This is a genomic window from Chryseobacterium scophthalmum, assembly GCF_900143185.1.
Taxonomy (GTDB): Bacteria; Bacteroidota; Bacteroidia; order Flavobacteriales; family Weeksellaceae; genus Chryseobacterium; species Chryseobacterium scophthalmum.
In genome coordinates this window covers 1411188-1424760 of the sequence record NZ_FSRQ01000001.1, presented here as the reverse complement: position 1 = coordinate 1424760, position 13573 = coordinate 1411188, and the positions used below count along the sequence as shown (strand labels likewise).

8 protein-coding genes are annotated in these 13573 nt (G+C 34.6%); all 8 read left to right on the top strand.

What is annotated here, in order from left to right; all coding sequences use genetic code 11:
* The first annotated feature begins 118 nt into the window (after window positions 1–118).
* The 8 genes from rdgB to BUR17_RS06350 all read left to right on the top strand — a co-directional run bounded on the left by rdgB (window position 119) and on the right by BUR17_RS06350 (window position 13564).
* Window positions 119–688, top strand: a complete 570-nt coding sequence (gene rdgB / locus BUR17_RS06385) for an RdgB/HAM1 family non-canonical purine NTP pyrophosphatase (RefSeq protein ID WP_074229490.1) — start codon at window positions 119–121, stop codon at window positions 686–688.
* Between the two features lie 171 nt (window positions 689–859).
* On the top strand, window positions 860–1774 hold the full coding sequence (locus BUR17_RS06380) for a ribonuclease Z (protein WP_074229489.1): 915 nt from the start codon (window positions 860–862) through the stop codon (window positions 1772–1774).
* Between the two features lie 7 nt (window positions 1775–1781).
* Window positions 1782–2549: a TIGR02757 family protein gene (locus BUR17_RS06375; RefSeq protein ID WP_074229488.1), complete on the top strand. Its 768-nt coding sequence runs from the start codon at window positions 1782–1784 to the stop codon at window positions 2547–2549.
* Between the two features lie 10 nt (window positions 2550–2559).
* A complete protein-coding gene (locus BUR17_RS06370; protein ID WP_074229487.1) occupies window positions 2560–3111 on the top strand; it encodes a DUF1003 domain-containing protein in 552 nt (183 codons plus the stop codon).
* 182 nt (window positions 3112–3293) lie between these two features.
* Complete coding sequence (locus BUR17_RS06365; protein WP_074229486.1) at window positions 3294–5678, top strand: choice-of-anchor L domain-containing protein; 2385 nt, start codon at window positions 3294–3296, stop codon at window positions 5676–5678.
* Between the two features lie 168 nt (window positions 5679–5846).
* Window positions 5847–9443, top strand: a complete 3597-nt coding sequence (locus tag BUR17_RS06360) for a choice-of-anchor L domain-containing protein (protein ID WP_074229485.1) — start codon at window positions 5847–5849, stop codon at window positions 9441–9443.
* Window positions 9444–9866: 423 nt separating this feature from the next.
* Entirely contained in the window at window positions 9867–12362 is a 2496-nt protein-coding gene (locus BUR17_RS06355; RefSeq protein ID WP_074229484.1) for an ATP-dependent Clp protease ATP-binding subunit, read from the top strand.
* 353 nt (window positions 12363–12715) lie between these two features.
* On the top strand, window positions 12716–13564 hold the full coding sequence (locus tag BUR17_RS06350) for a lytic transglycosylase domain-containing protein (protein ID WP_074229483.1): 849 nt from the start codon (window positions 12716–12718) through the stop codon (window positions 13562–13564).
* Window positions 13565–13573: the final 9 nt, after the last annotated feature.

The following is a 13573-nucleotide window of genomic DNA, read 5'->3' as shown; positions in this document are numbered from 1 at the left end:
TTCAATTTAAAAATACAAATCATACGAATATTCTTTCAAGTTACACAACAATAATCTTGTGGATTTGCGAATAATATTTGTGAATTTTGTATTTAAATAAACATATAAAAAATTAAAAATGGAAATATTAGTTGCTACACACAACCTCCATAAAAAAGAAGAAATTCAACAGATTTTAGGAAATGATTTTACCGTAAAAAGTCTTACCGATTATGATATTCACGACGAAATCATTGAAGACGGAGACTCTTTCAACGCCAATGCTTTGATTAAAGCGAAATATTGCTTCGAAAAAACAGGCATTCCAAGTTTGGGTGACGACAGCGGTTTGGTAGTAGAGTCTTTAGACGGAAGACCCGGAATTTTTTCGGCAAGATATGCAGGAGATCACGATTTTGCTAAAAACATCGAAAAAGTTTTAAGCGAAATGGAAAATGTTGAAAACAGAAAAGCTTATTTCATCACGGTATTATGTTATTATGATGCAAACGGTGCTCAATATTTTGACGGAAGAGTTCACGGAAATTTATTGACAGAAAACAAAGGTCACCAAGGTTTTGGTTACGATCCTATTTTCGTTCCAGAAGGCTATGGAATCACTTTTGCAGAGATGAATCCTGAAGACAAAAACAAAATCAGTCATAGAAAACAGGCATTAGATTTGTTTCTTGATTTTTTGAAAGATTAGGTTAAGGTTAAGGTTAAGGTTAAGGTTAAGGTTAAGGTTAAGGTTAAGGTTGCAAAAACTTTGAATTTTAAAAGAACTTTATTTTAAATTGATTTTAAAACTTAGACTCAACCTCAACCTCATTTTCAACCTCAACCTTTTGTTGTACATTTGCTTTAATAAACTATTGATTTGAGTACTTATTTAACGATATTAGGCTTTAACTCGGCAATACCTACGATTAATACTTCACCTACAGCTCAGCTTCTGGAAATGGAAGAAAGATGTTTTTTGATTGATTGTGGCGAAGGAACACAGGTGCAGCTGAGAAAAGCAAAGGCAAGATTTTCAAAAATCAATCATATTTTTATATCACATCTTCATGGTGATCACTGTTTTGGTTTGCCCGGTTTAATAGCATCTTTCCGACTTTTGGGAAGAGAAACTCCGTTGCATGTTTACGGGCCGAAAGGAATCAAAAAAATGCTGGACACTATTTTTACGATTACTGAAACGCACCGAGGTTTTGAGGTTGTATATCATGAACTGGACAAAGATTATTCAGAAAAAATCTATGAAGATAATAGGGTAGAAGTATTTACTATTCCTCTGGATCACAGGATTTACTGTAACGGATATCTGTTTAAAGAAAAACCAAAAGACCGACACATTAATATGGAAGAGGTCTCAAAATATTCTGAAATCGAAACTTGTGATTATCATAATTTGAAAGCGGGAAAAGATTTTGTTTTGAGTGACGGATACATTCTTAAAAATGAAGTTCTAACAACAACTCCGGCTCCATCGGTTTCTTATGCCTTTTGCAGCGATACAAGATATTTGGAATCTGTGATTCCGATTATTAAAAATGTAACGGTTTTGTACCATGAGTCTACATTTTTGCACGATCTGAAAGAAATGGCAGATTATACAGGTCATACAACAGCTTTGGAAGCAGCAACGATTGCCAAAAAAGCTGAAGTTGAAAAATTGATTTTAGGACATTTTTCTAATCGATATGGCGATTTAACGGTCTTTACAGATGAAGCGAGAACTGTTTTTCCAAATTCTTATCTTCCAAAAGCTTTGGAATGTGTGAAAATTTAAAAGAGTTATGAATTTTTTAGAATTAAAAGATTTTCTTGATGAGAAAGCGGATATTTACAATAATCTTGAATTTATTCAGGATGATCCGGTTCAGATTCCGCACCGTTTTTCGCTGAAACAAGATGTTGAAATTGCTGGTTTTTTGTCGGCAACAATTTCTTGGGGAAACAGAAAATCGATTATTAAATCTGCTGAAAAGATTCTTGATATCATGGGAAATTCTCCTTATGATTTTGTGATGAATTATTCTGAAAAGGATTTAGACTATATTAAAGACAAAAGCATTCACCGAACTTTTAACGGAGAAGATTTTGCTTATTTTATTAAACAGTTTCATGAAATTTATAAAGAAAATGAAAGTCTTGAAAATCTGTTTTTACTTAATGATGAAGAATATAATTTTTATCACTCGATAGAAAGATTCAGACAAAAGTTTTTAGGGATTGAAAAGCACAGAACGCATAAACATGTAAGTTCACCGTATAAAAATTCATCTTCAAAAAGGATCATTATGTTTTTGCGATGGATGACCAGAAAAGATAATCGTGGCGTAGATTTTGGAATCTGGGAAAATATTGATCAGAAGTTTTTATCAATTCCTTTGGATGTGCATACCGGAAATATATCCAGAAAATTAGGTTTGATTTCAAGAACGCAGAATGATTGGAAAACCGTTGAGGAATTAGATTTAGTTATTAGAAAATTTGACGAAAACGATCCCGCAAAATATGATTTTGCTCTGTTTGGATTGGGCGTAACGAAAGAATTATTTTAAACAAAAAATAATGAAAACACCACACGAAAAAATAGAATTTCTTGAGAGAATGGCAGATGGAATCACCTCGTGGATTGGTTCTATACCGTCTCTCATTATTCATACCTTACTTTTTATTACCTCTTTTTTATTACCGGTTTTTGGGATTGTAGATGTCGATAAAATGCTGCTTGTTTTAACAACGGTTTTGTCATTAGAAGCCATTTATCTTTCAATTTTAATTCAGATGTCTGTTAATAAAAGTCATGAAAAAATTGAAGATATTCAGGAAGATATTGAGGAAATTAGTGAAGATATCGAAGATATTCAGGAAGATATCGAGGAAATCAGCGAAGACCTTGAGGAAATTAGCGAAGATATCGAAGAAATTAGTGAAGACATCGAAGATATCCAGGAAGATATTGAAGAAATCAACGAAGATGAAGATGATGAAGATCATAACGAAAGAGCCAAAAAAGCAATTCTTAAAAGCAATGTAAGCTCTAATAAAAATGAAATACGATTTTTAAAAGATAAAATTGCCGAACTTCAACATAAAATTGATGAGCTTAAAAAAGATTAATTGTATCTGAATTTAATCAAAAAAAATAGAATGAAAAGACTGATCTGTATGATTGGTCTTTTTTGCTTTAAGATTAGAATTAAATTAAAATTTATTTAAATTAATGAATTGTTATTAGTAATAAGATGATTTTTTTGTTTTAAATAAATAAAATTTGATATTTTTGGGCAAACAATTACAAAATGTTAAAATATAGATTAAAAAATTATCTTTTTCTTTTTGCGGTATTGCTTGTTTCGGCTTCTATTTCTGCCCAAAAAAGACAACCGCCCAAAAATATAGTCGACGAAACCAATAAAAAAGCAGGAGTATTTATCGATGTAAATGCTGCAGGATATGCGCCCTCTACTTACACTGTAGAGCAGCTTGTTAAGAATGTTTTAATTAGTGGAGGTACTACTTGTTCGGTACCTAATGTATCTAATGTAACAGTTACTCCCACTCAATCGGAGACTTTTAATGATAGGTTTTGGGGGTACTTTCACAGAGGGACTACAAACTTTCCATTCAAAGATGGGATTGTTTTAACAACAGGATATGCAAGACAGACCGGAAATGTAGCATCTGCTCAAAATTCTACAGTTACAGGTGCAGGAATGGATGATGCGGATCTTTTAGTAGCAGTACCTAATCCTAGTACTAATCCTAACGATCATTATAAAGATAATGTAATGTTAGAATTTGATTTTGTACCGAATTCTAATCAAGTAAAATTCAACTATCTTTTCGCATCAGAAGAATATACAAGTGGTTATCCTTGTGAATTCGCAGATGTATTTGCATTATTAATTAAACCTGTTTCAGGTGGACCTTATGTAAATGTTGCAGTATTACCTGGTGGAGCTGGCCCTGTGAATATGATTAATATACATCCTGCTAATCAGGCAAATGGTACACCTTTAACATGCGGGCCTTCTAATGAAATTTATTTTGGAGGTTACAATTCAGCTTCTAATATAGTAACCAATTTTGAAGGAAGAACAGTGCCATTAACTGCTATTGCAACTGTGGTTCCTGGGCAGGCTTATCATTTTAAAATGGTTTTGGCTGATTTTAGAGATACTATTTTTGACTCAGCAGTATTTCTTGAAGGAGGATCTTTTGATATAGGAATAAAGCTTGTTGATGGAACTGGAGCTACATTGCCTGCAAGTTTGAATGTGTGCGATAATGCACCTCAGACTTTGGTCGCTCAGCTTTCAGGGATTACAGGAGCAACTTATCAATGGTATAAAGATGGTGTATTAATACCGGGAGCAACAAGTGCTACTTATGTTGCTACATCACCGGGAGTTTTTACGGTAGTTGTTACAATTCCTGGAAATACTTGCCCGGTTGAAGCAAAAATAACAATTGTAGGGGGTACAACTCCTGTTGCACAAAACGCAATTTTAAAAATTTGTACAACTCCTGCTGTTAGCAATTTTAATTTAAATGATGCTAAACCGCAGATTAGTACAACAGCTGGAGCAGTTTTTCGTTTTTATACAAATCAGGCAGATGCTCAGGCTCAAAATACCAATTTTATTCCTGATGCGAATTTGGCTTCATATAACGGAACAGATGGTCAGATTTTACATGTGGTTGTATCAAATGGAGGGTTCTGTAGTAAGCTGGTTACTTTAACGTTGCGTAAAGAAGCGACTCCGGTTGCTGAGCTTGTTGCTACAAAATTAAAGATTTGTTTAGGTGAGTCTGTTACTTTAACAGCTTCTGGAGGAGTTACTTATCAATGGAGTAATTCTACGGTAACTTCTGCTGTACAAACACTTTCACCAACACAAACTACCACTTACACAGTTTATGCAATTGGTGCTCAAGGTTGTAAATCACTGCAGCCGGCAACTGTTAAAGTGGAAGTTGTACCTGCAATTACTTCGAATCTTTCGGGTGGATTTATTTGCCAGGGAGATAGAATTACTTTAGATGCAGGAGCAGGACCAAATTATAATTACACTTGGAGCACAGGTGCAACTACACAGACTATTGTAGCAGAAACTCCTGGAATTTATTTTGTGGATATCAGCAACGGAGTTTGTTCTAAAAGATATACAACAGAAGTAAAACAAGCGCTTGTTCCGGAAATCTTGAATGTAGATTACAGCCAGAGCGGTACATTAATCGTTACTGCATCTAATTTGAGCGGTGGTGTACTTGAATATTCTGTAGATAATGGAGTAACTTGGCAAGGTTCTAATGTATTTAATAATATTCCGAACAATAAAATAATTTCTATCAGAGTTCGAGTAAAAACGACAAGTTGTATGGGAGGCTTAGAATACTTTACTTTTATCATGCAGAATGTAATTACTCCAAATGGAGATAATGTAAATGATATGATTGATTTCAGAGGAATAAGTGATTATAATAAATTCCAGGCGTCAATTTCAGATCGATATGGCAAAGTAGTATTTAAAGCAGAAAAAACAAGACCTTTCTGGGATGGTTATTTCCAGGGTAAAAAACTGCCGACTGCTTCTTATTGGTACCAGGTGACATTTGAAGATCCTGCAAGTAAGCAACTTACTGTAAAAACAGGCTGGATTTTACTTAAGAATTTCGAATAATATTAAACCAAGATATTTAAAAAGACCGATTTTGTCGGTCTTTTTTTATTTTATTAACGAATGAAACTGAAAATCTGAACTTTATGCAATTGTGTTAAAACTAATGTAAATGATTTTTGATTAAATTTTAATCAAAAAAAATAGTATTTTTGTTAAAAATAGTTTAAAATGTTAAATGGTAGGTTACATTATTTGCTTCTTGTTTTGATGCTTCTTGGTAATTTTACTTTTTCCCAACAGAGAAAAATAAGTAAAAGTACCAGTAAGCCATCAAGTCTCACGATGAAAGCAGGAGCATTTATTGATGTCAATACAGCAAATTACGCAGAATCATCTTACAGTATAACACAATTGGTGAAAGATGTACTTATTGCAGGTGGATCAGCGTGTTCTACTGCGAATGTTTCCAATGTAGTGGTTTCTCCAAATCTTGCAGTGGGTGATCAAACGAGAAGCTGGGGGTTTTTTAATAAAGGAACTACCAATTTTCCTTTTTCAAGAGGTATTGTACTTACTACAGGACAAGCCCGAAAAGCAGGAAACTCTTATATCGCACCATTTCTTCAGGATGTTTTGCCAACACAGGGTGATGTTGATTTAGCTACTGCTTTATCTGTACCTAATACTGTTCTAAAAGATGCCAGTTATATTGAGTTTGACTTTGTACCTACCGCAACTGAAGTAACTTTCAGATATTTATTTGCAACTGAAGAATATGATAGCGATTTTCCTTGTAACATTGGAGATGGTTTTGCTTTGTTACTCAAAAAAAATGGTGACCCTACCTATACTAATTTGGCAGTTTTGCCTGGTGGAGCAGGTCCTGTAAGTGTTAGAAACATTAGACCAGCAACAGAATTTGACGGTTCCAATTTAATATGTGGAGCTTTAAATGCTTCTTATTTTGCAGGATATAATTATTCTAATATTGAAACTAACTTTAATGGAAGAACTGTTCCTTTAACCGCAAAAGCAACTGTGGTACCGGGACAAACTTACCATTTTAAAATGGTTTTGGCAGATTATCAGGATTCTCTTTATGATTCTGGGGTATTTTTAGAAGCAGGTTCTTTTGATATTGGTGTGCAGATTTTAGGTGCGGGAGGAGTACAATTACCTGCATCAATTAATGTTTGTGATAATGCTCCACAGACTTTTACAGCATCTACTCAGGTTCCGAATGCAACTTACGTTTGGTATTTAAACAATGTTGTGATTCCTGGTGCAACCAGTGCTTCTTATACCGCAACACAACCTGGAGTTTATAAAGTTGAGGTTATGTTTCCGGGTAGCTCATGTCCAGGTTCAGCTACAGTAACGATTGTTGGAGGAACTTCTCCAACAATTCAGAACGCAACATTGACGAGTTGTTACGGACCAGGAAATGTCAATTTTAATTTGACATCGGCTCAAGCAACGATTAGTACAACTCCGGGAGCTACTTTTTCATATTATGTAAATCAGGCCGATGCAAATGCCGGAAATACAAGTACGATAGCAACTCCAACTACTTTTTCAAGTGCAGGAAACCAGACTATTTACGTATTGGTGAAAAATGGTTTCTGTTCTAAAGTAGCGGAACTTCAATTAATAAAAGCTCCACAGATTACAGCTACTATTGCAACACCAACAGCTTTAACCTGTACCAATACTCAGGTAACGCTTGATGCTTCTGCATCAGTTTATCCTGCAGGTTCTACCTTTGCATGGACAACCACCGGAGGTAATATTGTATCCGGCGCAAATACTTTAAATCCGGTAGTTAATACAGCTGGAACTTATACTTTAACGATTACAAATACATATCAACCAGGAAGTGTTATTTGTACAGGTACAGCTAATGTGACGGTTTTAGGAAATAGTACTCCGCCAACTACAACGCTTGCTGCAAGTAAAATTTTGATTTGTGCAGGTGAAACAGTAACACTTACTGCGGGAGGTGGAACTACCTATACTTGGACTGGGCTTACCGGGACGGGTAATACACAAACAGTAACTCCAGCTACAACCACAACTTACACTGTTACTGCACAAGGAGCAAACGGATGTACTTCTACAACGCCTGCAACAATAACAATTGAGGTTTCACAACCTATAACAGTACAAAATGCAACACTTTTGAGATGTTATCAGCAAGGAAATATCACTTATGATTTAACATCTGCACAACCACAGATGACCACTGTAGCAACTGCAACTTTTGCTTATTATGTGCTTCAGGCAGATGCCAACGCAGGAAATGGGAATACGATTGCTGCTCCTACAACATTTCAAAGTGCAGGTAACCAAACGATTTATGTATTAGTTAAAAATGGAGGATGTAGCTATGTAGTAACTTTACAGTTATTGACAACAGCTGTTACCAATTTAACAATAGCTGCTCCACAAACAATTACTTGTGCTGTTCCTCAGATTACGCTTAATGCAACTGCATCTACAGTTCCTGCAGGATCAACAATTTTGTGGACAACCGCAGGTGGAAATATTGTTTCAGGAGCTAATACTTTAAACCCGGTAGTTAATGCAGGAGGAGCATATACGTTAACAGTGACTAATGTTACTCAACCAGGAAATCTAACATGTATTTTTACAGCAACAGTAAATGTTGTTGAAGATAAAGTTTTACCTGTAGTTACCTTAACATCTTCTGTAGCTCAGATTTGCCCGGGTGAATCTGTAATGCTTACAGCTGCAGGTGGAGTAACATATACTTGGGCAAATTTAACAGGTAATGGAAATACACAAGTTGTTTCGCCAGCAACTACTACAACGTATTCTGTTACTGCCACAGGAGCAAATGGATGTGTTTCTGCAGCTCCGGCAACAATTACTATTATTGTAGGACCTCCAACAGCGTTTATAGCAGCTTCTAAAGGGAAAATTTGTGCAGGTGAATCTGTAACTTTAACCGCAAGTGGCGGGTTTACTTATAACTGGACAGGTCTTCCCGGAAATGGAAATACGCAAGTTGTAACTCCTACTGTTACTACAACATACGAAGTTTTTGCATTGGGTGGAAATGGTTGTGTATCAACTACACCGGCAAAAATTACCATTGAAGTTGTTCCTGCAATAGTTTCTGCGTTAGCAGACGTTTACGTTTGCGCCGGAGATCCAGCAATATTGGATGCCGGTGCGGGTCCAAATTATACTTATTTATGGAATACAGGTGCTACTACACAAACAATCACGACGAATGTTCCGGGATCTTATTCTGTGGAAATCAGCAACGGTACCTGTTCTAGATTGTTTACCGCACAGATCATTAATCCTGATCTTCCGCAATTTACCAATGTAGTTTACGATAAGGAAATGCTTACCATTACGGCTTCAAACCCTAGTGGTGGAGTTTTAGAATATTCTATTGATGGTGGTGTAAATTGGCAGACTTCAAACATATTTTACAATGTATTAAAAAATACGAGTTATAATTTAATGGTAAGAAAACAAGGTGCTAAATGTGGTAATTCTTTAGAGTTCTTTACTTTTGTTTTAAATAATGCTATTACTCCAAATAATGATGGAGCCAATGATTATATTGATTTTAATGGAATTATCGGATATAAAAACTTTGCTGCTTCAATATTTGATAGATATGGCGCCGAATTATTTAAAGCTGATAAATCAAACACTCGATGGAATGGTTCTCTAAAAGGAATTAATTTACCAACAGGAACGTATTGGTATCGCGTACAATGGGAAAACCCGGCGAGTAAAAAATTAGAATTAAAATCCGGATGGATTCTTCTGAAAAATAGAGATTAATCTTTAGAAAATATAAACAAAGCCTTTCTTATTCGGAAAGGCTTTGTTTTTTATAAAATGGCAATATTTTGAAACAGTTATAATTCATTTAATAAAGTATGCGAAAATGAATCAATGAAAAAAAATATATAATTTTTTCCAAACTTTGCGAAGCAAATTTATTTGCCTTTGCCTTCTAAAAATGTAAAGTTTAAATATAAATCTTTGCGTCAAAAAAGTTTTTTTATGTTTAATGATTTTAAAACTCTTTCAATCATTTTCCAATTTCCAAATTGAGATTAATCAATAAGTTAAATATTCTTTTCAAAATAAAAATAAATCCCTGCAATTGTAAATAAACATCATTTAATTTTAGTGATTGACAAAAAAAACTTATTTTAGTTATACCAAAAAAATGTCAAAAATATTAATATTAAAATATAAATGGGAGTACTTGTTACCAACGAGACAGTAAAGCAGCTGTTTCATATTGCACAGTCAATTGCCAGAGAAAATTACAACGCTACTTATAGCGGTCCGCATATTCTGCAGGCTTTAATGCATAAAGATATCGGCTTAAATGAGTTTCTGAAAACCATAGATAAAGATCCCGGATATTTTTACGAATGGGCAGATGTCCGAATTGAAGATTATCCGAAAACCACCCATCTTCCAGCAGAAGTTGGTGAAGGAGAGTTTGTAGATCAGATTTTGGAAGAAGCAGATGATATTCGTTTGAAGCTGGGCTTAGATGAGATTACTCCGATTTGTATTCTTACGGCGATTGTAAAACCGCAGGTTGCTTTTACATTACAACAGTTAAAATCACTTCCTTTAAGAGAGCACGAAATTTTCAATTTATACCGAAAAGATACTCCTTTTGTAACTTCAGAAAACGGTGATATTTCATCTCTATTTGGAGGTTCTTCAGACTTTTCAGATTCTTCTTTTCCATCCATTAAAAGTTATTGTGTAGACCGAACTGCACAGGCGAGGAACGGAGAAATAGAAAATATCATAGGTAGGGATAAAGAGCTTAGAATGTTGGTGGAAATTCTTTGCCGAAGAAGCAAACCCAATGTAATTATCGTAGGTGAGCCGGGAGTTGGAAAAACTGCTTTAGTAGAAGGTTTTGCAACAGAAATCATTAAAGGAAATGTTCCTGAAATGCTTAAAAATGCTACTTTGTTAGAACTCGATACGGGAGCTTTATTGGCAGGAACTTCTTATAAAGGTGAAATTGAAGACCGTCTGAAAAAAGTAATTAACGAATGCAAGAAAATTGAAAAAGCAGTTTTATTTATTGATGAAATTCACACGCTTTTAGATCCAAAAGGAAGCATCGGAAATATCGGAAATATCCTTAAACCTGAATTGGCGAGAGGTGAAATTACTGTTATCGGAGCGACTACTCAGGAAGAATACAGAAAAATTATTGAACCAGAACAAGCTTTTAACAGGCGTTTTGAAGTTTTAACGGTGCTTGAACCGGACGAAAAGACATGTGTAAAAATGATCGATGTTTTATTGGACGGTTATAAAAAACACCACGGAATTGAAGTTGAAAAAACAGCAATTCCTGAATGTGTACGTTTGGCAAAACGTTATGCAAAAGGTAAAAAACTTCCAGATGCAGCAATTGACCTTTTAGACCGAACAATGGCGGCAATAAAAATGCTTGACGAACTTTCTGAAAAAGAATTGGAAAGCTGGAAAGAAATCTATGAAAATATTTTGAATGAAGAATATTTTGATGATAAAGATAAAGCCGATGAATTGATATGGAATTACAATTTATTGCGAGATAAAATCAGTCCGATTTTGTGGGGATCTTTAAGTGAACAACCGCAAATCGATAATTCGATGCCGGTAGAATCAATTCAAAAGATAATAGAAGAAACCTATGCTGAACTTTTACAGCATGCGGCAAAAAAAAGAGAAAAAGTAGACCGTCTGGAATTAGCGGCGGTAATGGCAGCAAAAACCAATATCCCAATCGGTAAAATTCAGGCTCAGGAAAAAGAGAAATTGCTTAATATGGAAGGTCTTCTGATGAACAGAGTTGTTGGTCAGGATCACGCTTTGAAAATACTTTCAGATGCTATTGTTGAAAACCGAAGCGGTTTAAATAAACCGGGACAACCCATTGGATCATTCTTCCTTTTGGGACCAACCGGAACCGGAAAAACAGAATTGGCAAAATCGATGGCAGAATTGCTTTTCAACGATGAAAAAGCGATGGTGCGTTTTGATATGTCAGAATTTAAAGAAGAACATTCTGCAGCACTTTTATACGGCGCGCCTCCTGGTTACGTTGGTTACGAAGAAGGTGGAATGTTGGTGAATAAAATCAGACAGCAACCTTATACTGTAGTTTTGTTTGATGAAATTGAAAAAGCGCATCATTCAGTTTTTGATGTGTTTTTACAGATCATGGACGAAGGAAAAGTGCATGATAAGCTTGGAAAAGAAGGAGATTTCAGTAATGCTTTGATTTTGTTTACTTCAAATATCGGAAGCGAAGAAATTGTAAAACAGTTTGAAGAAGGAAAAGTTCCTGAATCAAATTCATTAATGCAGATTATGTCGAATTCCGGGAGATTCAGACCTGAATTTTTGGCGAGAATTACAGAAATTATTCCGTTTGCACCGATTACAGAATCGATTGCTGAAAGAATTTTTAATATTCAGTTAAAATCGCTTCATAATTCATTAACGAGATTAGGAATGAGTTTAAAAATTAGTGATGAGGCTGTGAAAAATTTAGCATTAAACGGATTCAGCAGTAAATACGGAGCCAGACAAATTTCAGGAGTGATCAGATCGCAATTGGCGAGACCAATCTCGAAAATGATTGTAAGAGAAGAAGTGAAATCCGGACAAAACCTTTCAGTAGACTGGAACGCTGAAGAAGAAAAGATCAGCTGGAAAGTAGATTGATTTCAGAAGTCTGTATAAATTTTAATTTAAAATAAATTCTCTCGCAGATTTAGCTAATCAAGCTGATTTATTAAAATCTGCAAAATCTGTTTAGTCTGCGAGAATATTAAAAGCTGTTGAATTGTCATCAAATATTTAACATTAAGAAGTTAAGACTTCAGTTCAGATACTTAAAATTTAATCAAAATCAATTTATTGATTATTAAAGAACTTCTTAATTATTTAATGTTTTAAAATAAAGAATAAGCAATGTTTATTTAAGTGAAGAAAATTAAGAATATGAATTTTAAACAGGTTTTAGAAATAATCAAAAGATAGTTATGATTTTCAGGCTATATTAGAAACACATAAAAATGAAACCAAATTTCAAAAATATCATTTTAAGCGCTGCATTCCTTAGTTGTTCACATTTTGTGAATGCGCAGTTTCTTGCAGCATCAGATACTTCTGAAAGCAGCGTGAGAAAATACAAGAATATCATAGAAGCCAACAAGGAAGTTGTTACTTTTATTGAATTTTCTATGGTTGAAAAAGGCTTACCAAAACATTTGAGAAATTTAGCTTTAATTGAATCCCACTTCAATCGAAACATCACTTCACACGCAGGAGCTGTAGGAGTTTGGCAGTTTATGACAGCTCATGCCAATCAATACGGATTAACAGAAGATCGGAGAAATGATTTGTACAGAAGCACAAAAACAGCCGCCGTTTCATTGAAAAACTTATACAAAAAATACAACAATTGGGTAACTGTTGTTGCTGCTTATAATTGTGGAGAAGGGAATATTGCCAAAGCAATGCAGGCTGCCAATTCTACGCAGTATCATGTTTTTTCTAAATATTTGCCTGCAGAAACGATTAATCATGTCAAAAAATATCTCAATGCATGTTATGCAACCGGTGAGCTTCCTGCCGTTTTAGCCAATTATAATGATGCAAGAACGATATCTCTTCTGAATTCAAGAAAGACAGATTCTCAGGAAATTGCTTTGTCGGAAACGGAAATTAATGCAGGATTTAATCTTACTGTTATTGCAAATGAATTAAAAATTAAAATGGATGACCTGCTTTCATGGAACCCCGGAATTAAAGATGAACTGGATTCAAAAGGAGAAAGTACTTTTTATCTTCCGACTGATTTGATGCCCGATTTTTTAATGAAAAAGAATGCAATTCTTTCTAAGTCGATACGTACAAAATGATTTAAATAA

What these genes read in the sequence shown, in the direction of transcription:
- rdgB (WP_074229490.1), top strand. Translation starts at nt 119, where the DNA reads ATGGAAATATTAGTTGCTACACACAACCTCCATAAAAAAGAAGAAATT.
- BUR17_RS06375 (WP_074229488.1), top strand. Translation starts at nt 1,782, where the DNA reads ATGAATTTTTTAGAATTAAAAGATTTTCTTGATGAGAAAGCGGATATT.
- BUR17_RS06370 (WP_074229487.1), top strand. Translation starts at nt 2,560, where the DNA reads ATGAAAACACCACACGAAAAAATAGAATTTCTTGAGAGAATGGCAGAT.
- BUR17_RS06365 (WP_074229486.1), top strand. Translation starts at nt 3,294, where the DNA reads ATGTTAAAATATAGATTAAAAAATTATCTTTTTCTTTTTGCGGTATTG.
- BUR17_RS06360 (WP_074229485.1), top strand. Translation starts at nt 5,847, where the DNA reads ATGTTAAATGGTAGGTTACATTATTTGCTTCTTGTTTTGATGCTTCTT.
- BUR17_RS06355 (WP_074229484.1), top strand. Translation starts at nt 9,867, where the DNA reads ATGGGAGTACTTGTTACCAACGAGACAGTAAAGCAGCTGTTTCATATT.
- BUR17_RS06350 (WP_074229483.1), top strand. Translation starts at nt 12,716, where the DNA reads ATGAAACCAAATTTCAAAAATATCATTTTAAGCGCTGCATTCCTTAGT.